Raw genomic sequence first — 25,643 nt, forward strand, 5'->3', positions numbered from 1 at the left:
CGCCCTACCACTGGAACCCGACAGGATTTCGGTTATTTTAACGTGCCTGCAAGCTGCACCAGCGAACCACGTGGTTTGCGTGCGATGGGCCATGCGGTTGGGTAGACCGTTTTCAGTCCTAAAGTTTCGTTCTCTCCGTCGTCCATTGTGAATCACTTAGGCGTGTTCCACTGGGCGACCAAAACCAGTCTGAGGAGACTCGCGTTCATGACCAAGTGCAAGTTGGAGTACATCTGGCTCGACGGCTACCAGCCAACCCAGAGCATGCGCAGCAAGACCAAGATCGTTGAAGATTTCAGTGGCAACTTCGAAGACGCCGACATTTGGTCGTTTGACGGTTCATCGACCCAGCAAGCCCCCGGCGGCTCGAGCGATTGTTTGCTCAAGCCCGTCTTTTGCTGCCCCGATCCCGATCGTTCGGGAACCGGTTTTCTGATCATGTGTGAAGTGCTCAACGCCGACGGTTCACCGCACCGCAGCAACGGCCGGGCCACGATCAAAGACAAAGACGAAGATTTCTGGTTCGGGTTCGAGCAAGAGTACACGATTTTCGATCCGGAAACCAACAAGCCGATCGGTTTCCCCGCCGAAGGTTACCCCGCCCCTCAAGGCCCCTACTACTGCTCCGTCGGTGCCGGCAAGGCCGTCGGACGCGAGATCGTTGAAGATCACCTGGAGCAGTGTTTGCAAGCCGGCTTGAACGTCGAAGGCATCAACGCTGAAGTGATGATGGGCCAGTGGGAATTCCAAATTTTCGCCAAGGGTGCCGCCCGCGCCGGTGACGAAGTTTGGATCGCCCGCTACTTGCTCGATCGTACCGCCGAGAAGTATGGCATGGTCATCAATTACCACTGCAAGCCGGTCAAGGGCGACTGGAACGGCAGCGGCATGCACGCGAACTTCTCCAACACGACCTTGCGTACGTGTGGAAGCAAAGAAGTTTACGAAGCGATCTGCCAAGCCTTCGAACCGCGTATCGCCGAACACATCGACGTTTACGGTGCCGACAATGATCAGCGTTTGACCGGTCTGCACGAAACGCAATCGATCGACAAGTTCAGCTACGGCATTTCCGACCGCGGTGCGTCGATCCGGATTCCGATCGCGACCGTCGAGAAGGGATGGAAGGGATGGCTCGAAGATCGTCGTCCGGCCTCCAACGCCGACCCATACATGGTCGCCAGCGCGATCATCGCCACGGTCCGCACCGCCAACGTCCCCGCCGCCGTCTAATCCAGATCGCGAAGCAAAACCCGAAAGCCCCCGGCATCCCCGATGCCAGGGGCTTTTTTCGTATTCGCAGACTGGGTCCCTTAGTAGGCTGGGTCCCTTAGTAGGCTGGGTCCCTTTGTAGGCTGGGTCGCAGCGATAGCGGAGACCCGGCAACGTCCAGGACCGATCCTTCTAAACCTAAACTTAAACCAAGACCTAAAACTCCCCGTTCACCTGCTAGCGGCGTGTTGATTTAGTTCTCATCGAAACCCGAAGCGTGAGCGAGGGATACTTAAACGAGAATTATGGCGTTCAATACCTTGCTGCCGCGTTTTGAAGTTGCACTTTTTTCGAAACCCGCTGCGTAAGCGAGGGATAATTGATATTGACTCATCCCTCGCTCACGCAGCGGGTTACGAAAAACCAATGCCACAGGCAAAAGTGCAACTTCAGAACTGACGCGTCGGGTTACGATTAAACCGACAGCCCGCTAGGATCGGATGTCCGAGCCAAGCTGATGACAAGTTCGGATCGAACCGGCCGCGAACGTGCGATGCTTCAATGAGATGAAATTAATAACTACGTTCGCGATCGTTTGGTGTGTCGTTCTCGGACCGACGCGAATCGTCGCCCAAGGCAGCTCTGGCGTTCCCTCAAGCCGCTCGGTTGTTGATCGATCCACCCTGACCGGAAAGGTGATGTGCGGATACCAAGGGTGGTTCAATTGTGAGGGAGACGGTGCCGACCTGAGCTGGGCACACTGGGCGCGCCATGGAAACCAAACTCCTGGGCCAGGCAACGTGACCGTCGACTTGTGGCCGGAGTTGGAAGAGTACGATGCCGATGAGCGGTATCCCACCAACTTCGTCCACATGGATGGTTCGAGTGCCGAAGTTTTCAGCAGCGCCAATCGTAAGACAGTACTGCGGCATTTCAAGTGGATGCAGGACTACGGCATCGACGGTGCTTTCGTCCAGAGATTCGCCAATGGGGTCGGAAACGACAAACTACGTCGACACAAAGACTCGGTATTGAAGAATGCCATGGACGGATCGAACCAATACGGTAGGGCATTCGCCGTGATGTATGATCTGTCAGGGATGCGTACCGACGATCCGCAATTAGTGCAGAACGATTGGCTCGCCTTGCAGCGAACGATGAACGTTGCTCAGGACACCGCATACTTGAATCATGACGGCCATCCCGTCGTGGCCATTTGGGGTATCGGGTTTTCAGATAACCGGCCTTACTCGCTCGAATACTGTAGCGAGTTAATCGATTGGTTTAAGCAGCAGGGTTGTACGGTGATGCTTGGGATTCCGTCATTCTGGCGAGAACAAACCCGTGACGCCGTGACGGACGCGATGATGCACGAGGTTTTGCGAAAGGCTGATATTTTGAGTCCCTGGACCATCGGTCGATATCGCACGCCGGATCAAGCGACGCGGCACGCCCAAGAGGTTTGGGCGAAGGATCAGCAGTGGTGCGATCGCAACGACTTGGACTTTTTGCCCGTCGTCTTTCCAGGTTTCAGTTGGCACAATCTCATTGGGGCTGAACTGAATGACATTCCTCGTCTGAAAGGTCAGTTTCTCTGGTCACAAATCGCGGCGGCGAAGCGGATTGATGCATCAATGATTTACGTGGCGATGTTTGACGAAGTGGACGAGGCTACCGCAATCTTCAAATGCACGAACAATCCACCCGTCGGTGCAGGGGTCGCGTTTAGCGATTACGAAGGCCTGCCGAGTGATTTCTACTTGCGTTTGACCGGCCAAGCGGGGCGGTTACTGCGAGGCGAAATCGGCGACGACTTTCCTTTCGAAGAGATAGTATCGCCGGGGCTTTCCGAAGCCGACCAATCACCTACGGCCGCAGATTGAATCTTGGCTGGCGACTGCGGATCAGTTCGCTTTCGTAAGCTCGGCGCATGGCAGCTTGGCGGCCGGGCGAGTCATCGGCGAATACATGCAATTCCAGGGTGACTGATTCCTCGCTCGGAGATTCACCGGTCAACACGCCCGCGAGGCCCTCGTTGTGGCTGCCCGACCAATGCTGTGTCAGACGCTCGCGCAAGTCGGACGCTTCGCCAATATAAAGATAGCCGCTCTGATCGCGAAACAAGTACACGCCGGGCGACTCCGGAATCCGATCCCAGTCCAAATTGAGGACCGGCATCGTTCTGACTTCGGTGTCCCATTGGGCCACTCGGAGCACCAATTCCGGGCGAAGTCGTCGGATCTTCCGCAGACGCAGGACCGCCTTGCGAATCAATCTGGCCTCGACGTTTGGCCTGATTTTCTCGGCTTCATGTTGTAGTTCATTGCGAAGGTTAGGATCGCAAAGCACCTGATCGATCGTTACCTGGTGGCGGTCTAAGACGGTTCGAACCGCGATCTCCGCCGTCTCGGTGACCGGCGACAAGTCTTCGCGACGAGACCGGGTGGTCTCGACGTCGAGTTTCCCGGTCTTTCGCAGTCGCAACAACTCCAACGCCGCTCGGGTCTGCGAGTCAGTTGTGCGGGGGTCGGAGGCGTCGATACCCAATTCACTCATGAACGCCAACCGCAACGTTTCGTCGACGATCAGCTCGTCACTGCTGTAGCCGTTGTGGGACGCTGCAAAGGCACGCCGGATCTCGTCGGGTGTGAAAGACTGGGCGGGTTGAACGGCCGGTTCGCGGGCGATGGTCGTTGATGGGATCGCCATGCTGACGGCGAACAGAATCACGATTGCTTGTCTGAGTTGCTTCATTTGCCCAGTTTGAAATGTTTGTTAAGCCTTGTCGATTATAGGCGGTTTGCAAGGCTCTTCGGGATTGATGAGAAAAATCTCGTCATTGTTTCTTCGTATTCACCCGTCAACGTGCCGATACGACCAGTGAGACGTTAGACACTCACATCTTTCAGAAGATTCAATACCATGACTCGTATCAACACAAACGTTCCATCGCTCGTTGCACAAAACCGCTTGCAATCTAGCAATAACGACTTGCAACAAGCGTTGACGCGTTTGAGCACGGGTTTGCGAATCAACAGTGGCTCGGACGACCCCGCCGGTTTGATCGCCAGCGAGGCTTTGCGAAGTGAAATCACCAGCCTTGGCAAAGCGATTTCCAACACCCGCCGGGCCAGCCAGATCATCAGCACCGCCGACAGCGCCCTCGGTCAGGTTAGTAACCTGCTCAACGACGTGCGAGGATTGGTCGTCGAGGCCGCCAACACGGGTGCCCTCAGCGAAGACGAAGTCGCGGCGAACCAGTTGCAGATTGACAGTTCGCTTGAAGCGATCAACCGGATCGCTCAAACGACGACTTTCCAAGGACGAAAGCTACTCAGTGGCGACTTGGACTTCCTCACCAAAGCCGGCACGAACTTCAACAACATCACCAACCTCCAAGTCGACCAGGCCAACTTAGGTGCGATCGGTTCACTCGACGTGTCAGTCACTGTGACCGCAGCGGCCGAACAGGCTTCGATCACGATCCCGTCGATCCCCGCCGCCATTGCCCCGGCTACTTCGGCCGGTTCAGTGGACCTACAGCGGGTGATCACGGCGGATGCTGCGTCAGGTTCGCTGGTATTCACTCAAGCCAATCCGCAAACCGAAGCGGCATCCGGTGCGGTCACCGTTAGCTTGGACGACGGGGGTGGGGGAACGCCCGGCGGTGATTTTACGTTGACAACTAAGGCAGGTGGTGCCTTCGAAGGAGCCCTGGGTGAAGGCTTGGACGTTGTCATCGCCACAACTGCAGCGGCTGGTGGAACTGCGTCGACGATCGTAGAAGCCGCTGGGACGGTAACGATCACTCTTGAAGAGGGGCAAACGCTCGCACAAATCGCAACCTTCCTCGGGGCTGACGCTGACTTCGAGTTTGCAACCACCGACGTATCGGCCAACGTCGTCGCTGCCACCTCAGCCATCACAAGCGGTCCGGCCGCTTTGGCGGGCGGTGCCGATGCTTCCACCAGTACCGCTACGATTGCCGTGACGGCCACGGCCGATGGTGAAGATTTTAATGGCGACATTATCTTCGACGAATCCACTCCTGGAGCAACGTTCGGTGTCGCCGTCAATGTGGACGGCGACATCGTCGTCACCATCGATCCCGATACCGACCAATCACTCGCGAGCATCGCCAGTGCGATCAACGATCTAGCCGATTTCGATGCCGTCTTGACTAACGGCGATACGATCCCTGTGGGTGATTATGACGGCGGCACGTCCACTGCCCCGACGATCACCAACCTAACCGGCGGCGTCGACGCAGCTACGTTGACCGCGTCAATTAACTTGACAGCCAAATCGACAGGGGCCGACGCCAATACCAACACGATCACGTTCCAAACGACCGCGACCGTCGGTCCGCCCACCGCGACGGTCGATACGGATGGCAATATCACCATCACGGTTCAAGAAAATACCGACGTCGACTTAGATGACATCATCACCGCGATCACCGACGAAGGCACCTACGATGCCGAAGTCGAAGCGGGCAACACGCTGACCGCCTTCAACAGCGGCACCGATACGGACACCGAGAACGCGTTTGCCGGTGGATTGGCCGCTTCGGGCGGTTTGGCCAAGAGCGTCGTCTTCGAACTTCTCGGCAAGAGTGGTTCGGAAGTCTTCAACGTCAGTGCCGGTACCGGGATCGATGATTTGATTACTCAGATCAACTTGGTTCAGGACGCGACGGGCGTGACCGCATCGAAAGACGGCCAAGACCTGATCCTGACTTCGACCGAGTATGGAAGTGACGCCATCGTCGACTTGCGAGTCATTCAAGAAGACGATGGAGGAACCATCAAAACATCTCCGATCGGAGCCGGTCGACGGGTCACCGGGCAAGACATCAAGGCTAAAGTTAACGGCGTCGACGCCAACGGTCGAGGCAACACGTTGTCGATCAATACCGCCACGTTGGACATCTCCATCACCGTCAAGGATGGTTCGGACGACAGCGTCGGCTTCACGATCAACGGTGGTGGAGCCTTGTTCCAACTCGGTGCCGATGTCGTCAGCAACCAACAAGCTCGGATCGGCATCGGCAGCGTCAGCACGGCCCGACTGGGCGGACCGGCGGGACGATTGTTCCAACTCGGCAGCGGTGAATCCGCCTCGTTGGCCAACGATCCAAACTTGGCCGCAAAAATCGTGACCGATGCGATCGACCAAGTCACCGGGATCCGCGGTCGACTCGGTGCGTTCCAAGCCACGACCCTCGAAAGCAACATCGTCAGTTTGAACGACACGTTGGCCAACTTGCAAGAAGCCGAAAGCTCGATCCGAGACGCCGACTTCGCCCAAGAATCCGCGAACTTGACGCGAGCCCAGATCCTCGTCCAGTCGGGTACGAACGTGCTCTCGCTGGCCAACCAGAACCCGCAAAACGTGTTGTCGCTGCTGCGATAACGTTCGCCGACTCTGGCACTATTTTCAAGCATCGACCGCTCGAGCGTTGAACACGTTCGAGCGGTTTTGCGTTGACGCACAAGGCCTTGGACCACTTCGAACGCGTCGCATTACGGATCCTCCAATGGGCATCATCCGGCTTCATCAATCACTAAAATTGCATCGGCGAGCAAACGGCACTAAATAATCCGAAGCCTGTGCTTGCTTTTGACGGCAAGACCAATTGAAATGACCCGCTCTTAGTCAGCACCGAGGAGCGAAGTCAATGGCCAATATCTCAGGCAAAGCGACCGCGATTACGACCATCTCTCCCATGCGATGGTGGAAAAGCTACATCCTTCGCTTTCTATTTCGGATGATTACTTGGGGTTTTTTCGCCAAGATCCAAGAACGATTGATCCGCTTGTCGTTCATCCACTTCGCGCACTGGAGCATTCTCAGTCGCGACCAACTTCCCCATCTCGCCGATGACCAACCGCGAGACCGGCCCGAGTACGACTACTTGCTCTTCGTGAGTAACTTCAACGGAAGCTGGGACCAGTACATCGATGCGTTTTCGCAGGTCATTCCGATCGGCTTGGACAATATTTGGCGATGGAGTGAAAAGTTTCCTGGAGCGGTTCCGGAGGGCAAGTTTTTCCAATACATCAAACACAACGAGTTTTCGTCAATCTATTACTACAACGCGACTCCGGAGTCTTCCGCGACGGAAGTTGCATCGGCGTTGAGCCTTTCGGATGAGCTTTACGAGTTCGAAAAGAAATCTCGGCACATGAGCCCCGAGGAATTTGCTCGCAGTTACGAGTTGTTCTTAATCAGGGTCCAAAATCATCTCGGCGAAAACGGTCTCACCGAGTGGGAACAAACGCATCGCGAAGTGGTCGCCAGCGCCGCTTCTCTCTCCTAAGACTCTTTCCACCGCAAAGGCAGAAGCAATATGGCAGGCTACGCGTTAGGAAATCGTGTTGACCAGAACTACATGCTGTCAACGTTGACGCCGATCAAGGTCACCGAACCGGAGGGAAACGGAACTTCCTATCAAACCCGCATCCGAGAGTATCTGCATCAACTTCCTAACGGCAAGGCAAGTCCATTTAGGCGCATTCCGAACCTGCAATTCTGCCGATTCGTGATCTTCTACGACCTTCCGTGCCAAGGGTTTCCCACGACGACGGACCATTTGAATTCACCTTATTTGATGATGTCCTCGGTCATTGCCGGGGACTACAAGATTTGTTTGCAGTCGATGCTCGAAGAAATTCCGGACGTCTTGGAGCAAATCTATTGCAACTGCGTTGCCTTTCCAGGAACCAACGATATCGCAAGTTTTTTGGATTATGTTGAGCGGTGTCGTTTCGATGCGACGTTCTCTTTCGGTGCCTATCCACAAGCCAATTTGTATGAAGTCCGAGCTGCCGTTCGATTGCAGGCTCAGTTTCGTGAGTTCGCATTGAAGACGCCACGGCAAGACCCGGTTGCGTTGCAAGCAGATTTTCGCCAGTTCATGAGAACCTTGAAAACACATTGACAACACGCTCGATCAATGCCCCGCATTTTCACTGACGGCTGAATCAAGAAATGGTCTCACCACAACCCGCTTTGGACCTAACCGATATCCAGGGAAATATCCTCAGGGGCTATGGATTTCCATTTTCACGATATCTGTTTTGTCGCATCTTGGATCCCAGCGAGAGCCATGATGGTCTATCGGCCCGCCGAACGATTTCGGGATTGATTCCCGACATCACGACATCGGAGTGGTGGCGAGGCGAGAAGCCGCAACAGACCCTAAACATCGCGATCTCATACCCCGGATTACAGAAACTGAAACTGCCGGCAGAGTCCTTGGCCGGATTCCCGTTCGAATTCCAGGAAGGGATGCTCAAACGCTCGATCAATTTGAATCACGTGCGTAAGAACTCGCCGGAACATTGGGAAACCATTTGGCGACAGGAAAGCGTTGATTTATTATTGGTGATTAATGCATTAAGCGAAGACGCTCGCGAGCAGATGACCAGCAACGTGCAAGCTCGTATCGAGCAGCATGGCGGGATCTTGATTCTCGGTTCGCAAGACGGAGCGGCATTGGTCGTCGATGGCGAGCCGACCAAGAAAGAACACTTCGGATACACCGATGGGATTGGCAATCCGGACATCCTTGGTTCGGGCATTCCCGCTCGTCCAGGTCGAGGAGTTCCGGTCCCGGGGGGGAAGTGGGAGCCGGTCAAGACGGGCGAATTCTTACTCGGTTATCTTGATGAAGGCGGCGAAGTGCCGGCCTCGCCTCGGCCTCATTTGTTGTCCCGCAATAGCTCGTTCCTGGTTTACCTGAAGCTGCACCAGAACGTCGCAGCGTTTCGAGAATTCACCAAGAAACAGGCCGAGCATTATCCCGGTGGCGAAGAGCTAGTCAAAGCCAAAATGATCGGGCGTTGGGACGACGGCACCCCGATGCAGTTGTGTCCGTTTCACAAGGACGCCTCCGTCGCCAATGATCCGATGCGTAATAATGATTTCTCCTATGCTGACGATCCCGACGGAACTCGAGTTCCACTGGGATCGCACGTCAGACGCATGAATCCTCGCGACACGTTCGGATTCGATGGACGGTTGGCGTGCCGCCATCGCATTGCTCGCCGAGGATTGCCGTATGGAAAATGGGTGCCCTACGACCAAACCGCCGACGACACGGAAGAACGCGGCATCAACTTCATGGTGGTCAACGCGAGCATCAACCGCCAGTTTGAGTTCGTGTGGAAAGAATGGGTGAACTACGGCAACGACTTCGGGCTGGGCAACGACCGCGACCCGATCATGGGAAACCATACCGGTCAAGGTTCGATGGTCATTCCCGGTGACCCCGAGCGACCCGAAGCTCAACCGGCACACTTTCTGACGGATATCCCGCAGTTCGTTGAACTGCGAGGTGGCGGATATTTCTTCTTGCCCAGCCTGACGGCGTTGCGTTTAATTGCCCAGGGGCGCGTCATGGAAGAACTGTCGACATATGACCCGGCCGCGACTTTGCCGCCTGCGGTCGATACGCCGGCGGTACCGCCACCGGATATCGATCCGCCCCGTCGAGATCCAACCGATGCGATGAAGCCTCAATCGTTTTGGGCATGGCTGAGCTCGCTTCCTTCACGATTGTTCGCCGCAGTGGGGGCCTGGATCAGTGCCGCGATGAGTGCCTGGATTGCCAAGCATCAGTTGACGTTTTTCTGGTTGCTGAGAACCTTCAAGCCGATCTTCAAGAAAGGCGATGTTTACCTCGTCGCGCGGTATCGCGATGTTGTCGAAGTCTTAAACGCCAAGCAAGCGTTCTTTGTCACGTATGGCGAAAAGATGTCGCGGCTGACCAATGGCGGTGAGTTCTTCCTGGGAATGCAGCCTTCGGAAACGTACGAGCGAGATGTCTCCAACATGCGAGAGGCGACTCGCCGGACCGATGCCGCCCAGATCATTGTGCCATCGATACAGCAGTCCGCCGACGCGATCATCAAGAAGTCCGAAGGCCACCTGAACGTGGCGACGGACTTGGGTTTGATCGTGCCGACCCATCTGACGCGGGACTATCTGGGGATCACGAACGACGACGACATGCGGTTCGCGGAACATGCGAGCTTGATGTTTCGTTATCTGTTCATTCCCGATAACCCACCGGAGGTCGACGCCAAGGCATTGCGTGCGGCGACGGAATGTCGCGAAGCGATTGATCAGCAAATCCAAGATCAGAAGAAAAATCCGAATGAGATGACAGTGCTCGGTCGGTGTTTGCAAATGCAGCGTGACGGCTTTGAACGGATGGATGATGTACAAATTCGCAGCAACCTGCTGGGACTATTGGTTGGCATGATCCCGACGACCGCAAAGTGCGTGGCGCAAGCTTTGGACCAACTTCTCGATCGGCCACAACAGCTAGCTGGGGCTCAACAAGCCGCGCTCGCCAACGATGACGAACTTTTGTCGAAGTACGTATTCGAAGCTTTGCGGTTCAATCCACAAAACCCAGGGCTGTTTCGGGTGGTCGCGGAGGATTATCGACTCGCCGGGAAGCGGTTGCCCGTCGGTGCCCGAGTGGTCGCGTTGACTTGGTCGGCGATGTTTGATCGTCGTGAATTGGATTCACCCAATGAGTTCCGTATCGATCGCCCGGCCAGCCACTACCTGCATTTCGGCGCGGGCATGCATGAATGCTTCGGCCAACGAATCAGCCAGTTGCAAATTCCAGGAATTTTAAAACCACTTTTGCAACAACCCGGCCTTCGGCGTGCCGAGGGTGACTCCGGTCGCCTTCAAATGGCCGGGCCTTTTCCTTCGAGCCTCATTGTCGATTTCAACCCGCCCACCATCCCGCCAGACACAAGGCGCAGTCCGGATGCCTGAGAACACTCGTCAAACGGTCGTCACACGGACCGAACAGTATCAATACCTTCAGAACTACTACGATCGGTGGCAACGCAGCTTTCTTTCGATCGGAGCGTTGTACGATGGATTCTTTGGCGTCCTCGTCTCCTTCGCCCCGATTTGGACCACGACCTTCTTTGATTTGATCACCCCCAAACCGGGCGCGGATAGCATTTGGTTGAGGCTCGTCGGAGTGTTTCTGGTCATCATGGCGTTGCTGTATTTGCTGGCCGCTCGTGACCCGAATCGCTACATGGGGATTGTGCTGGTTTGCATTGTCGGCAAAATTTGGTCCGTCGGGTTTTATTCTTACTATTGCTATATCCTGGATGCTCCCAAGCCGTTCATGATCTTTGCCGGGCTCGATTTTGTGTTCTTCTTTCTGCACATCTGGGCCTTGGGACCCGATCGATGGCGGCGAAGCTCAGCGGCGATCGCCAAGGCCAACCTCTATCCTTGAAATTTCAAACAAAGTTCATTGTCCCAAAAGTCGAGCACCACCTTCAGCGGGAACCGTCGATTTCAAGTCCTCCGCAAGCTCGGCGAGGGCGGGATGGGGGCTGTGTTTCTTGTACACGATACGGAACTGAGTTCTGACGTCGCGCTGAAGTTGTTGCCGCGAGTCAATGCCAAGACGCTCGCGAGATTCAAGCGAGAGTTTCGGTCACTTGCCAACATCGTGCACCCCAATCTCGTTTCTCTGTACGAGTTGATTTCCGATGGCGACCAATGGTACTTCACCATGGAATACGTCCAGGGTTCCATGTTCAACGCGGTGCCGCTTGCGGACACCTTTGATACCGACGAAGCCAACGCGCCGACATCCGAGGTGGACCTCGCGACCCGCGAGGCGACCTCGACGGATTTGTCCGGCGAAGAAGAACCGACACTCTATCCTCCGGTTTTATCCAATCTTGACTGGGACAGCGTAAGGCAAGCTTACGCTCAGCTCGCTGCGGGAATCGAGGCGCTGCATTCATTCGGAAAGATCCATCGCGACATCAAGCCGTCCAATGTGATGATGCGAGAGAATGGGCAAGTCGTGATTTTGGACTTTGGATTGATCGCGGAAGGCTTTCCCATCAGCCCATCACCCGAGAGCGACGCCGGCGGTTCCTCTTCATGGCGTTCCGATTCGCACGAAGGCAATGACGAGGTTGTTGGTACGGTTCGGTACATGTCACCCGAATGCGCCGCCGGTGGAAGTGTCACCGCCGCGAGTGATTGGTATGCGATCGGTGTCATGCTTTACGAAACGTTGGTGGGCAAGCCGCCATTTTCAGGTCGACTCCTGAAGGTGCTTTCGCTCAAACAACGGATGGTCCCCACGCCGGTTGCCGAACTGGTCCCAGGAGTGCCCGAGGATCTAGCTAAATTATGCGATCAACTGTTGTCGATCGACCCGAACGATCGGCCCGATTATCCCGAAATCGTCCAAGTTCTTGGCAAGCCTCCAACTTCGACGGTCAAATCGGTCGTCCCCAAACAGATCTTTGTCGGTCGATCGGCACAGCAAAAGCAATTGCAAACCGCGTTCAAGCGGGCAAAAAGTGGCCACCGTGTCAGTGTGGTCGTTTCGGGTGAATCCGGGTTTGGCAAAACCGCAGCCGTTGAGAATTTCCTCGAGCATCTCAAGTCTCAACCCAGCATCATCATCAGTGGTCGCTGTTTCGAACAAGAGTCGGTTCCCTTCAAGACGCTCGATAGCCTAGTGGACTCACTGTCGAGATACCTCAATGGATTGACGAACCTTGAGCTTGCGAGGCTGATTCCCCGGCATGCAGGAAAGCTCGGTCGATTGTTCCCCGTGATGAGTCAAATCAGCGGCTTCGATCCCGGCGGTGCGAACGATGACCTGTCCGATCGCGAAGCCCGACGACTCGCATTTGAAGCCTTCTCGGAATTACTCGCTCGAATCGGAGATATCCATCCGCTAATCCTTTCCATCGACGACCTTCAGTGGGGAGACAGCGACAGCGTCGAAGCGATTCGGGAGTTGATTTGTTCCAAGACGCCCGCGCGGATCTTGATGATCGCCAGTCACCGGTCGGAGTATCCCTTGCCCGATGGATACGCACAGCTATTCGACGTACTGGAAAAGGACTGGAACGACGACTTTAATCGCGTGTCGATCGGACCACTCAATCGTCAAGAATCCGAAGACGTCATTTCAGGGTATTTGAAAGACGAACGTTTACCGCCTGATACGATCGATCGAATCATTTCGGAAGCCCAAGGTAGCCCACTGTTTCTTCAGCAGTTGGTTCAGTACTTCCTCGACTTCCCTTCCCGATCACCCGGCCAAACGTTGGGATTGAACCAAGTCATCCTCGGTCGTGTCGAAACGCTCGACACCGATGGCCGTCGCTTTCTCGAGATGCTTGCCATCGTTGGTAAGCCGACTCCGCTCGCCGCTTTACTTCGTGGTATTCCCGAGATCGCTGACCCGCAACACATCGTGGCGGAACTGCGTTCGGAGAAACTCTTGAGTGGGGCTGCCGCGCACGCGGCTGATAACATCCAGATCTACCATGATCGAGTGCGTGAATCGATCGTTCAATCACTTCCCACCGAACAAAAACAAGACTGCCATCTTCGATGGGCAAAATTTCTGCTTACCCAGCCCGATTCCGACCCTGAATCACTGGCGGTTCATTTTCGCGGCGGGGGCGATTTTCCCACGGCGGGAACTTGGTACGCCATCGCGGCGGAAGCTTCCGCCAAGGCATTGGCGTTCGACCATGCCGCCTATTTGTATGAACAATCGCTCGCACTGAAATCCGTTGACGCCGATGAAGAGTTGAAACTTCGCTCGGGGCTCGCCCAAGCCTACGTCAACGCGGGTCGGGGCAAACACGCGGCTGAACAGTATCTCTGTGTCGCCGAACTATCCGAGCCGTCACAACGCGCGAACTTGAAAGCCATGGCCGCAGGACAGTTATGCATTAGCGGCAACATCGATCTAGGGCTTTCGACCTTCGCAGAGGTACTCAAGAGTTATCGCCTTAAGTTGCCGACCAAACGAAACGCCATTTTAATCGACTTGCTCGGTCAGCGAGCTCGCTTGAAGTTGGGCGGATTGCGAATTCGAACCCGGCCTGCGGACGAACAGGATCCCGCACAATTGCAACGGATCGATAGTCTTTGGGGCATCGCCGCGGGCCTGTCAACGGTCAACAACATCGCCGGTGCCGCGCTGCAGACCAGACTGCTGTGCGAAAGCCTCAAGAGTGGCGACGCGCATCGAATCGCCCGCTCGCTGGCATGGGAAGCCTTCATGGTCAGCACGAGCGGGAAGTATTTGAAGGCGGCCTCTCTACTGAAAAATGCCAATCGTTTAGCCGAAGAGTCAGGGAATCCTCATGCGCTCGGCGTGTGCTTGATGGTGAAGGGACTCATTGAGTTTCAAGAAGCGAAGTTCACTAAATCGGTCGCGTCCTTGCAGGTCGCCGAAGATCATTTTCGAACCCAATCCATCGGCGGATGGTGGGAGCGTTCCACCATTCGATGGATCCAAGGCACGTGCCTGCTGCACGCCGGAGACATGGATCAAGTTCAAGCGGCTATGAAGCGTGATTTCCTTGACGCCCGGGAACGTGGTGATCTGTACGCACTTACCAACATGCAAGCGTTTCTGATTCCGTTCCTGGATCTAAGCAAAGGAGACCTTGACCACGCACATGAATCTATCCGATTGGCGCGAGCATCGTGGAATCACTCGGGGTTCCACTACCAACATTTGCAAAGCTCTTTCATCGAATGCCTGATCGCCCTTTACAATGGTGAAGGTGAAAAGGCACTCGCCACGCTCGAGACTTTTTGGCCGAACATGAAAAGTGCTCTGGTTTTGCACAACAAATTTGTTCGCGTGATGATGGTCGACACGCGGGCCACATGCACACTCGCCGCCGCCGATCAATCACCGCAACGACAAGCCTTGTTACGCACGGCCGAAGCACTTGCTAAATCATTGCGGCGTGAAGGCGATGCGTGGAGCAACGTATTTGCCAATCGGATATTGGGTGGAGTCGCCAAGGCTCAAGGTGACAACTCCAACGCCATCAAGTATTGGAAGGATGCCAAGAAAGGTTTCGAAGAGTTCGAAATGAAATTGCACGTCGGTTCGGTCGGCATGGCGTTGGCGACGGTTCTTCCCACTGGCGAGGCCGACACGGCACGGCGGGAGGCGGAACAAACCTTCGCTGCCTGCGGAGTGGCCGCCACACACTCGTTCGGGAACTGTCTGACGTGGTGTGGGCCTCAATAGTCAAATGCCAACGACATCAAGATCGCATGCGAGTCCACCGAATCGGTGACATTCGAGTTCGGGATCGCACCCCCGGGAGTCACAAATGGTCCGGACACTTCACTTTTTGGTGAGTGATAATAGGTGAAGTGAGTGCTAAAGAAATCCGTGAATCGTTTCGATACACCCGCGGATAAAATGTGCTGGTAGTATGCGGGCGAACCAATGTTGAAGGCCGCCACCGCGTTCGGAACCGGATCCTCGGTCGTGAACCAACCGATTCGAACCGAACATGTTTCGCTGAACTCTTTCTGCAAGCCCAGTGACAACGACCAGACGCTTTCCCATCCAACGCCTCGCACCGATCCGTCAGGATTGAAACCTGAATCGGATAAAACCGCAACGCTTTCGTAGTCCACGTATCGAACGTCGGCCGCAATCAACCACTGTGGAATGCCTTCGTAAGACATCCCCAAAGAATAGATCGGTGGAAGGTCCAAGTCGAACGTCAACGCTCGCGGACGCCCCAATTCATCGGAGGCATTCACCTTGATTTTCTCAAGCCAATTGGGCGACTTGTACGAGAAGCCCAGATTGAGCCCGGACTCCATCGTGTAGTATCCGCCGATTTGAAAACCCAAACCATAGTGTGGATGAGTCCCGATCGCCGACGGGTAGCTGAACGTGCCGTCGCCATTGGCATCGTCCGGCGCGACTAAACTAACCGGCGATAATTGAAGCGTTGCCAGCGTAATGATGGGACTGAGACCCAACGAGAAACGCTCGGTGATTTGTCCCGCGATGGTCGGCGTGAATTGCTGCAATGACAACAGATTGAATGCCTGCCCGACACCAGCGCCGGTGGGCGGCGGTGGCGAAAGGATCGGATTGGTTTCGTCGGCAGGGTAGTTCCCAAAAAGTCCACCCGCCGAGAACATCCCCAAACCCAGAGTGATCTCCGGAAGGGATTCAAGGCGGTATACGAACGCCGTCGTCGCCAACGGAAAAATCCCGACTTCCGCGCTCGTTTGTCCGCTCGAACCAAATGCACTCGACGAAACCTGCTCGTTGATAAATGGAACCTCGATGCTCCATACGATGTGGTTGTCATCGACGCCGGTCAACGTCGCTGGATTGAAGAACATCGCACCTGCGGAATCAACGGAATTCCCCGTGGCAGCACCCGCCATGCTGCGGTTGACCGCTCCAACGCCGGGAGTCATCAAGCCTTGACCAAGACCCACCTGATGGCACATTACTATCGCGAAGATCGCAAGGCAGTTTGCGATTGACTTGACCATGCATCCATTCCAACGAAGGCCCAAAAGCCGCTAAAGATACGCCCTGCCCTACGGTTGAATCTTGAAAAAACAGCAGGGCGAAAAGTCAGCGCAATCGGAATAATCCGAACTCCACTTGCGGTCTATCGGCAAGCCCAGGAATGGGGGTTGAGCGATTTCGTAAAGAACTGGACTAAAAGCACAACGACGCCTGACACCGTTGCCATTCTCGCTTGGTCTTCACAAATTAGTTCGGCAATGATCGGATTGAAATCGCCGAACCGACCTTGGCTTTGAGAGCCTTGTGGAATCCCGGGGTCGACTCGTCCATCCAAAGGATAAACGTTGACGATCAGAATTTTTTCCCCACGTTTCCAAGAGGATGCTCGGGGCCAAAGTGTCGGAAAGATACTTGGTTCGCAGCCGTCGTCATCATCTAGTTCGTCATTGGGATCTGCCTTCCAATCATCGGTTGTGAAGACACGTTCGTTCTTTTTGCGTTTGCAGTCTCGACACCGCTCGTCGTCGGCAGCCGCCGAAAGCATCGTCACGGTGGCGATCGTAGCGGCTCGGGCCAGCGGGTCGGTGGGCAGGATATCCGTCGTGGAGGCCATCGCGAGTTCGGGATTGCCGACCGGGAAGTCGTCGCTCAGTTTCCAGACCTGCGTCCCGGCAAGAAACAATTCGGCAAACGCTTGACGATCTGCGCCGGTGCCCCGGCCGCGTGAGCCGCTTTGCTGATTGCGCACCTCCGCCACGACGCATTCCGCTAGCGAGCACTCCCGCGACACTGCCCGAGACCGTCGTCAGCTTGTGACCGATCTTGAACGAAGATTTCAAGACGTCCCCGCCGACCGGGATTAACCCGATCGCAGTGATGCCGATCTCTGTGATGACAGAACATGGATGGCACCATCCGCCATCCGCGATCCGGCGTTACCAGCGTTGGTTGGCACTGGTTGTGTTTTTGGGTGGCACCAATTGTGTTTCGAACAAAAGAGTAGATCGAACTCTCGGCTGACTTGATATTGCGAAACGGCACAGTATATTCACGCGAATGCGCGACGCCATTTCGGATTGCACTGTGCCCGAATTCTTGCGACGTTCCGAAAACAAACTGGATATCATTGTGAAGAATTATTGGCACATTTTCGTTGTAAGTTTCGCGTTTGTGGTTGCTGGATGTGGGAGCGGGCAAGAAAGCTCCAACGTTGCTGAAAATGCTGGTGCCAAGGCGATCGCTGATTACGAAGCAGCGCAACTTGCTAAAGAGAAAGCGAGCAACGAGTTTGAATCGTCTGGTAGGTAAAACAAAAAACCTCAATCCCGACTAGGAATTGAGGTTTTGTTTATTCAAGAGCAAGCGTATTGCTGATCGACTTAAAACTCTTTGTCGATCACTTCTTTCGATGCCCTCGTTCCGAGTGAGCCCCATAGACCGTAGGGACTCTGGGAACCTGGGGCGCGACTTCCCGTTCCTCCATCAACCACCATTCCAGCGGTTTCGGTTCCTGCCTCGATCGAATCCGTGATGAACTTAACCGCTCCGTCCGCCATTAGGACGTGAGCACCGCCTTGGTGGCGGCTAGAGGTGGAACCTAACGTGTGTCGGTCCCAACTGCTCATTCCACAGATTTCGCTGTTGGGTGGTCGAACGGTTTGGAATTGACCATTATTAGGCATCGCACAAGCCCACCTAAAACCACGACCATCGTCGGCAGGTAGTGTGGCGACGAGCCAAAACTTGGGTCTTGCTGGATCAATACCACCAGCTAGATCCCGGCAATGCGTTGGTTTTGCATAAAAAGGGGTTCCAGTAATCTGCACGCTTCCAATCGTACGCACATCCTTATCTCCCAGATCGGTGGCGATTTCTCCCATAGCGATGGTGTTCGATGTTCCGTCAAGAATGTCCCTAAGACCAGTTTGTTGACGTATGACGAATGTTCCCCGCTGGCTAGATCTTGTAGTCTGTGCGGTGCCAGTGGATGGCGTCGGCGGAAGAGTCGCTGCGCCGCTTGAATTCACCCAAAGGTAGCCTGCACGATTGGCCTCTGCTGAATCTCCAGTGCAAACGACGTAATTTGTCCGGCCCAGAGCAGGTAGGCCGACCCCAGGATCACTCGGGCATCGAAGCGACTGTAACTCAGTCGCCCAGGGTGGGTAATTGATGTTAGAAGGAGTCGGTCCCATCGGAACCCAGGGCGATCCGATGGTTCCTGGAGTTGTCGTAGTGGAGCCATCCGTCCGAGCTGCGAGCGGGTTTGAAATTTGCTCCCAAAGTGCCTGTTGCTCCATAAAGGGGAGCATGCCAACGAGAGCGCTCAGCCGATAATTCGAAGTTACCGTACTACCATTCCAATAGTCCAGCTTCGTTGGACCGTGTGTTCCTGTTCCATGCAACGGCAATTTATCGTACGCCGCATGATAGTTATGCATCGCCAAGCCAAGCTGCTTAAAATTATTACTGCAACTCATGCGCCGTGCCGCCTCTCGTGCAGCCTGTACTGCAGGCAATAGCAGCCCTACAAGGACTCCGATGATCGCAATGACCACCAACAATTCAACGAGCGTAAACGCTCTCTTTCTTCTAAAATGACGTAAGGAAACCATAGAGATTATTCCACTTGAAGAGACTAAACGGATTTCATTCGCACGAGCAAACACTGCCTGTCGATCTCCGATTGCATCCAATACTATCTCGGCTGCCCATAATGTGGAATACTGTTTAGGAAATAATCATTGGCACGAATGGCACAGTCGTTGTCGTAACTATTTTTTTTCAAATGAGTTATCTCCGGCGGCGAGTCTTACTCGCAGGACGTCGCGAGGTTGCATCATCGGGTTGTAGTTGCTGCCTCGTTTCTTCCGCACCCGTGGTTCGAAACGCCCTGGACGTCGAACGAGGCATTTGCCGATCTGCTCAAGTCGGCTGACACTATAACTTCTCCGATCCATTGCCGTCATAGCATCAATCACATCCCACGCCGCCAACACGAACTGGCAGCAACCGACGAAGCTCACCTCGCGGGGCCGCCAATCCAGTCATTCATGTCGTCGACGGCATGAAACAATACGTCGGTGGTCGCTCTGCAGGCATTCACTGTGGCAAAACGACAAGCCGTAAGCGATCGTAAGAACCAAACAACTATCAATCGCATTGTCATTCAGGCGTTTAGAGAAAGCTGTAATTGAGTCACCGCTTCATTCCGCATGTTTGGACTTGAGGTGACTTCCTGCGGTGACGACTGGCCACTGCGAGCAAAGCAAGGCTCGCAGCGAATAGGCTCGATGGTTCGGGAACTGCTGTAACGGTAAGCGTGAACGCTGCATCATCGTTTAAGGCAAAGCCGCTGAACGTTTGCGATTGGCCATTGACGTTCACAGTAAAGTCGTAAGTCCCATCAATCACGAAGCCGTCCCACATGCCGTCAACGCCAATGAGTTGGTCGTCGAGACTCGTCATCCATTCGCCCCTCACTAGATCGAACCATGCCGAAGCTTCGTCTTTGACGATCCAGTTTTCATCGAAGAGCGGACCGTTGCCTCGCCAATGCGCCGGATCCCAGGGCCCCCACATGCTGAAGCCGTTGACCGACTCATGCGCAAAAGATGCCTCCAAAATATTTTGGAACAGCTGCTTTTGATTTGCCGGCGAAATCTGATTGGCGTCGTCTCGCATATCAAACTCGCTAATCGCGATCGGAAGGCCCGTTTCGGCCAAAATGTCGAGTCGGCGAGTCAATTCGGCTTTGCTCACCATACGGTCCATGTGCGCCTGAACCTTGATTTGATCGATGGGAGCACCGAGAACCAACAGATCATTGACCAGATCGCGATACTGCATCGCGGCAGCGTCGCCTCCTGAATTCAGAATGTTGTAGTCATTGATGGCCAAGTTGGCGTCGGGTCGAAGCGCGTCCGCCCGTATAAAGAAGTCTGCCCACGCATGCTTTTCGGTAGGATAGATTCCCGCACTAACAAAAACGTCTGAGTAGTGCGTCACATGCAGTGGCTCGTTAAGTACGTCCCAATCGAGAACTGTGGGGCCAGCTCCCGCATCGCTGAAGCGAGTTATGATTCCGGCCGGTCCCAGACGTTCAGAAACCAGCGCGTCATGAAATAATTGAGGATCCGGGTTGGCCGCCGGACGAAACTGATTTGGGGTTGGCCAATTCGGGTTCTGCCAAACAACCGCGTGCCCGGTCACCGTCATGCCGTTTGCCTGAGCCGCTTGGATCGCCGCATCAACATGTTGTGGGCCGTTGTTTTGATAGGGCAACCACTGCATTCCGTTGGTCGGGATGATGTGATTGAAGTTTTCGTAAATGGCGGATCGGTAGTTCAGCGTGTCCTGCCAAGTCGGAACGACACCTGTGCCTGAAAAGTCCCCGATCAATCCTCGCTTTTGATTACTATTGAGCGAAGAGAAATCTGATTCCGAGATCGTAAATAATCGGTCATGCACCTGCGTTCCAAACTGAAAAGCATGCCTGGTCATTTTTAGGTCGACGGTCGCATTGCTAATCGCGTTGCCATTGCTGTCTTGAACGAAAATGGAGAGGTTCGATTTGCGGTGAGCGAACGGATCCTGTGCAAACGAGCTTCCAGGCCAGAAAAGCAAGCTAGTCAGGACAGCAAGTAGGGGACACAGGACGAAAAGCTTGGAGTGGTTCAAGATCGGTATGCTTGACGAATGAGGCATAAGTTGGTCGCGTTAGACATGCTACTCCCTAGGAACAGTGTCTGCTTCCTCACACTGAAAAAAATGAGATGAGGCTTCGCTTGAGTGCAGGACATGTGGTCACGAGCGAGACATCAAGCGACAGCTCCACGCTTGCGCTGAAAGCCGTTTGTTGATAGCCCTATTCGTCTAGTTGATCAAATGCGTTGTTCAGCTCATTTCGTGTAATTTTCTCCTCATCTGAAAGACCGCTCCGCAAGGGGCGAGCTGGCGGCTCCCAAAGTTCGACGACCGGGCGAAGCTCGTTCTTGTTGTTCAGAATGAAGGATTGGCTTCTGACGTGTCTTGCTTCCTGATGCTGGACATGGACCCATTCTCGTGGTTTACTGGGCTTGCCAAGCAACTGAGGCACGAAGCTGCGTCCATGAATTTTATCAGTCGGCAGTGGAGCCCCCGACAAATCGCAAAGCGTGGGCAGCAGGTCTGAGAAGTCGATCAGGTCGCTGCAGGTCGATCCTGCTGAGATCTGCTTTGGCCAGCGGACGAGCAGTGGAACGTGCGTGCCACGATCCGTCATTGTGCCTTTGCCGCCTTGGATGGCTTTTCCGTCGCCCCATGTGTTGCTGAGATCTCGATCGGTCCCGTTGTCTGCCAGAAAGAATACGACGGTGTTTTCGGCAATGCCTTGATCGTCCAGGGTTTGCAATAGCTGGCCGATGCACTTGTCGAGGTACTGCACCATGTCGGGAAAATACTTTGGGTCACCTTTGTGTTCGCTGTGAGGTTTGCGATAGCTTAGGTCTATCGAATCAGGCGTTGGTTCCCATGGGAAATGCGGTAGTGGGGTTGCAAAGTAGGCGAGGAACGGCTGTTTTTGTTTGACGCTGGCCTGCATAAATTCGGTCAGGAATTCGACATCCACGTCGGGGCCATACCGATCCAGAACCTGCTCGGTAATCAGCCTTCCGTTTCGGTTGATGTGTGGTTTCCAAAACCGCCGAGTCTTTTCGCCGGCGCTGTCGAAGATCTGCCAGACCTGGTACTGATCAAATCCGAATGCGTTGATCGTGTTGTGTCGATGAAGCAACGACATGTGCCACTTTCCAGCGATGGCAGTGGCATATCCTTGCGTCTTCAATTGACGGGCGAAGCTGGGTTGGTCGGGCGAGAGATAAATGTTCTCTTGCCGTCGACTGTGAAGCACATCCGTCAGGCCGTTCTTGAATGGGTAACGTCCCGTCAACAGGCTCGCTCGCGAAGGTGAGCAGAACGGGTTTGAAAAGCAGTGGGTGAACCGCATGCCCTGGGCCGCAATCGCGTCAATGTTCGGTGTCGCGTGTTTGCCTCCATACGCGGAAAGACACTCGATCCCCAAGTCATCAGCAAGAATGATCAGAATGTTGGGCTTCGTCTTCGTGTTCGCGGGAGCATCGTGTGAAAGGTCTGATTCCATCACTGGAACAAATCGCACCGCATCGGCAATCACATACCCATCAGTCCCTGCATTACTAATTTCGACAATGGCAGGCTTTTGCCTCGAAAACGAAAATCGCCCCAGCGAGTGCCATCCACTGTCGGCGGGCTTCTTTTGCTGATTGACGACGACTTCAGATTCTCCGTTAGCGTGATGGATCGCAATCGTAACGTTCGTGGCTCGGTTAGTGTGCGACGTGTAAGCAAGGTGAACGTCGTACAAGCCTGACTTCAGATCACCCCATTTGAATCGTACTTTCTTCTCACCTTTGCCATGGTCGTCGTCGTGCAAATACGAGTCACCAATGAACCCGGCGCCGAAAGTGCTTTCCTTCCATTCTCCGATTCGTTCTGTGTCTGGATCGTCCAGAGTGTTGCCATCAGTTTTCGCGGAATCCTTTTTGGGCGGAGCCTTCGCAGCTTTAGTTTTTTGATTCCATTGGACAATTATCTTGTTCGCGTCCAGTTGCTGGCGGAGGTCGGCGTATTGGACATTCTGAACAGAAACATCCGCTTTGATGGCGAGACTCGCTGCGATCGCCGCGCTTTCGCTGAGCGTCATGAATACGGGTTCCATCCGAATGGAACCGTGAGCCACGTGCGACGTCGACAGGCAGATCGGGGCGAAGACGTTTTCACACTCACCATTGCGCGGAACAATCGATCGGTAAGAAATTCCATACGGCTTCGGCGGAACATGCCAGATCACACCGTCGTGACGAACGAATCCCTTTTCGTTGACAAAGAACTGCACGACATGCGAGTCCATTCCAAACGAACCTAGTCCGACCGGGTCTTGTGCCTCACGTTTTCCCTCGCAATCGGCTTGCGTCATCACATAGTCGGCGATCATTCGGCGTGCTTCGCGAATGTAGATCATGTAGGGCCAGCCACCGTTGTCAGTGAATTCATCATTCGGCAAACCGTATTGGGCAACTTTGGTCCGAATCTTCGCCGGCACGCGTGGGCTATTGGCCAACGTCCACAGAAACCCGCGAATGTACAGTTCATGGGCGGCTTCGATCTCGCGTCGCTTTTCGTACGAGGCTTCTGGGTAATCCCAGTTGGCTCCGTCATAGTCACTACCGACGGCATGCATGTTATTCCAGTCGACTTTCGAAGCCGAACCAGCCAGAGAGTCGATCAAGGCCGGCAACCGAGAGTCGCCGGCCTCGAAGTTTCGCAGCAGGAGTTCATGGTCGATGGCCCGGTAGCCTGACGGTTTGTCGATAGGAATTCGCAACTCGGGATCGGACGTGAGGCAGAGACGGTAGTTGTACGCCTGGATCTTGCGATCGCCTTGCCCGTTTATCAGGCCATCGATCTTGTGGACATGCGGCAGTAGTCCGCTATCGGGTTTTCCGGGGACGATGTAAGGATCGACGTCGACAATGAAATGGTCCTTGTCACCTTGCCGATAGTGAACGCGTGGGTGAGTATCCCCACGTCGCACACCTGCCAGGCTTTCCCCGTACTGTTCTTCGGGCTCACGGCCGACGGTGTAGGTCACGCCCGCCGCCGCCATCAGGTCACCCACATAAGTCGCGTCGATGAACATCTTGCCGCGATACGTTTGGCCGTCAAGCGTTGTAATGGACACGATGCGCCGTCCGTTCATTTCCACGCCCGACTCGCGATTCAATTTCGCGTTGAAGACGACAGGGACGTCCGCTTCGTCGATCAATTTTTTGAAGACAGCTTGCCCCACGTGTGGCTCAAAGCTGCGAACAAACTTCTCGCCGTAGTGCTTGGCGATTTCGTCATAGAACTCGGACGCAATTCCGCCAAAAGTATCTCTTCGCCCCAGAAAGTCTGTCGCGCCCAGTCCGCTGGCACTCATGCCGCCGAGGAAGTGCGTCGGATTGACGAGAATCACTGAGCGGCCCTGACGTTTGGCCGAAATCGCAGCCGTGACAGCGCCACACGAATCGCCGTAGACAACGACGTCGAAAATAGGGGCTTCGTAGACAGGGGCTTCGGCTGCGGGTTCCGCTTGCCCGGTTTGCGGAAACGCATGGAGCGTCAATGCAAAAAACGCGAGAGCGAGAATTGCCAAACGTGGGCGAGCCTTGTGAGCAGAATGTAGTTTGTTCATAGGAAGATTCTAATTAACCTCGCAGGATGCGAATCACGTGATTGTTTTTAATTTCAAAATTCAGGCGGTCATCTTCGACTGCCATTCCTGGCGGTTTCGGCTCCCCGTCCTGCCGAATGATGCGCCAGGATCTCTTGCGCTGTCTTGCCAGTTCTGCGGCGGCTTCCGTCGTCAGGCCGATGAATTCCATGTCGTGGGAGTGCGAAGTGTTTTCAACGGACTGAACCAGTCGACCGATGGCGATGCTGCTTGTGACCTTCCGCTTGCCGATCATAGGACTCAAGCCTGGGGACACGACACTTTGATCAGGGATCAAGCCTGGGGACACGACACTTTGCCAGCTCATCCGCATGTAGCTTAACCGAGCTACAACCTTGATTCAACAAAAGTCGCCAGCACCGAAGCCTCGACGGCTTTGGTTTTGCTAGCTCTGGCGGCGTTTGCGATGAGAAAAGTGCATGCCTCATCCACGATCGGCCTGTTGGGCCGATGAGCTGAAGCAAATAAGATGCTGATCCCGGACCTTAGTCCGTGACCGCGAATAGCTCGCGTGCCCGGCGACGCAAATGATAACGTCGATGAGTGCCGTGACTCCGCATGGAGTCGACACTGTCGGGACTACCAGCAACGGTGCAGAACAGCTTGCCGAAGTCGCTGACCAACTCACACCAAGACGCTTGATCCAAACCGAGTCGCTGGAGAAGCGGCGGGACACTTGCGGGCGTCTTGCCACGTTTGCCTGGGGCCGCCTGACGGGCCGTCCAGTCCAATAGTTCCAAGTAGTTCAATCGTCCAGTCATACTGCCTCCATAGAAGTCGGGGTTATTCTTC

The 25,643-nt window shown here is 54.8% G+C and carries 17 protein-coding genes; 9 read left to right on the forward strand and 8 right to left on the reverse strand.

Features of this window, described 5'->3' with window-relative positions; translation table 11 throughout:
• The first annotated feature begins 207 nt into the window (after positions 1-207).
• The gene (locus Pla100_RS12440; RefSeq protein WP_146577990.1) at positions 208-1,233 is read left to right on the forward strand and encodes a glutamine synthetase beta-grasp domain-containing protein; all 1,026 of its coding nucleotides are present in this window, start codon (positions 208-210) and stop codon (positions 1,231-1,233) included.
• A 545-nt stretch (positions 1,234-1,778) separates the two neighbouring features.
• Entirely contained in the window at positions 1,779-3,095 is a 1,317-nt protein-coding gene (locus Pla100_RS12445; protein ID WP_146577991.1) for a glycoside hydrolase family 71/99-like protein, read from the forward strand.
• Here the strand turns inward: Pla100_RS12445 and Pla100_RS12450 are convergent.
• A complete protein-coding gene (locus Pla100_RS12450) occupies positions 3,079-3,966 on the reverse strand; it encodes a GIY-YIG nuclease family protein (RefSeq protein WP_146577992.1) in 888 nt (295 codons plus the stop codon). The two genes, Pla100_RS12445 and Pla100_RS12450, sit on opposite strands and share 17 nt — an antisense overlap.
• A 168-nt stretch (positions 3,967-4,134) precedes the next feature.
• Between Pla100_RS12450 and Pla100_RS12455 the strand changes: the two genes are divergently transcribed.
• From Pla100_RS12455 to Pla100_RS12480, 6 genes are all read left to right on the forward strand, one after another.
• Positions 4,135-6,627 (forward strand): flagellin N-terminal helical domain-containing protein, encoded by a 2,493-nt coding sequence (locus Pla100_RS12455; protein ID WP_146577993.1) that lies wholly within the window; start codon positions 4,135-4,137, stop codon positions 6,625-6,627.
• 265 nt (positions 6,628-6,892) lie between these two features.
• The gene (locus tag Pla100_RS12460; protein WP_146577994.1) at positions 6,893-7,534 is read left to right on the forward strand and encodes a hypothetical protein; all 642 of its coding nucleotides are present in this window, start codon (positions 6,893-6,895) and stop codon (positions 7,532-7,534) included.
• Positions 7,535-7,564: 30 nt separating this feature from the next.
• Positions 7,565-8,155, forward strand: coding sequence for a hypothetical protein (locus Pla100_RS12465; protein WP_146577995.1), 591 nt, complete (start codon positions 7,565-7,567; stop codon positions 8,153-8,155).
• A 50-nt stretch (positions 8,156-8,205) separates the two neighbouring features.
• Positions 8,206-11,013, forward strand: coding sequence for a cytochrome P450 (locus tag Pla100_RS12470; protein ID WP_146577996.1), 2,808 nt, complete (start codon positions 8,206-8,208; stop codon positions 11,011-11,013).
• Positions 11,006-11,494 (forward strand): hypothetical protein, encoded by a 489-nt coding sequence (locus tag Pla100_RS12475; RefSeq protein ID WP_146577997.1) that lies wholly within the window; start codon positions 11,006-11,008, stop codon positions 11,492-11,494. Before Pla100_RS12470 ends, Pla100_RS12475 begins: the two co-directional genes overlap by 8 nt.
• An 18-nt stretch (positions 11,495-11,512) precedes the next feature.
• A complete protein-coding gene (locus tag Pla100_RS12480) occupies positions 11,513-15,301 on the forward strand; it encodes a serine/threonine-protein kinase (protein WP_146577998.1) in 3,789 nt (1,262 codons plus the stop codon).
• On the opposite strand, the gene Pla100_RS12485 is transcribed toward Pla100_RS12480, so the two are convergent.
• Together Pla100_RS12485 and Pla100_RS12490 are read right to left on the reverse strand one after the other, a co-directional pair.
• Positions 15,295-16,581 (reverse strand): OmpP1/FadL family transporter, encoded by a 1,287-nt coding sequence (locus tag Pla100_RS12485; protein WP_146577999.1) that lies wholly within the window; start codon positions 16,579-16,581, stop codon positions 15,295-15,297. The genes Pla100_RS12480 and Pla100_RS12485 overlap by 7 nt on opposite strands.
• Positions 16,582-16,703: 122 nt before the next feature.
• Positions 16,704-17,318, reverse strand: a complete 615-nt coding sequence (locus Pla100_RS12490) for a hypothetical protein (protein WP_146578000.1) — start codon at positions 17,316-17,318, stop codon at positions 16,704-16,706.
• Between the two features lie 338 nt (positions 17,319-17,656).
• On the opposite strand from Pla100_RS12490, the gene Pla100_RS12495 reads away from it, so the two are divergent.
• On the forward strand, positions 17,657-17,869 hold the full coding sequence (locus tag Pla100_RS12495; RefSeq protein WP_231602998.1) for a hypothetical protein: 213 nt from the start codon (positions 17,657-17,659) through the stop codon (positions 17,867-17,869).
• Between the two features lie 71 nt (positions 17,870-17,940).
• Here Pla100_RS12495 and Pla100_RS12500 read toward each other — a convergent pair whose 3' ends face one another.
• From Pla100_RS12500 to Pla100_RS12520, 5 genes are all read right to left on the reverse strand, one after another.
• Positions 17,941-19,173: a DUF1559 domain-containing protein gene (locus tag Pla100_RS12500; protein WP_146578001.1), complete on the reverse strand. Its 1,233-nt coding sequence runs from the start codon at positions 19,171-19,173 to the stop codon at positions 17,941-17,943.
• A 583-nt stretch (positions 19,174-19,756) separates the two neighbouring features.
• Positions 19,757-21,028: an endo-1,4-beta-xylanase gene (locus tag Pla100_RS12505; RefSeq protein ID WP_197167883.1), complete on the reverse strand. Its 1,272-nt coding sequence runs from the start codon at positions 21,026-21,028 to the stop codon at positions 19,757-19,759.
• Positions 21,029-21,425: 397 nt separating this feature from the next.
• The gene (locus tag Pla100_RS12510; protein WP_146578002.1) at positions 21,426-24,812 is read right to left on the reverse strand and encodes an FAD-dependent oxidoreductase; all 3,387 of its coding nucleotides are present in this window, start codon (positions 24,810-24,812) and stop codon (positions 21,426-21,428) included.
• A gap of 13 nt (positions 24,813-24,825) precedes the next feature.
• Entirely contained in the window at positions 24,826-25,086 is a 261-nt protein-coding gene (locus tag Pla100_RS12515; protein WP_146578003.1) for a hypothetical protein, read from the reverse strand.
• Between the two features lie 250 nt (positions 25,087-25,336).
• On the reverse strand, positions 25,337-25,612 hold the full coding sequence (locus Pla100_RS12520) for a hypothetical protein (protein WP_231602999.1): 276 nt from the start codon (positions 25,610-25,612) through the stop codon (positions 25,337-25,339).
• Positions 25,613-25,643 lie beyond the last annotated feature (31 nt).

The organism is Neorhodopirellula pilleata (assembly GCF_007859915.1).
Taxonomy (GTDB): domain Bacteria; phylum Planctomycetota; class Planctomycetia; order Pirellulales; family Pirellulaceae; genus Rhodopirellula; species Rhodopirellula pilleata.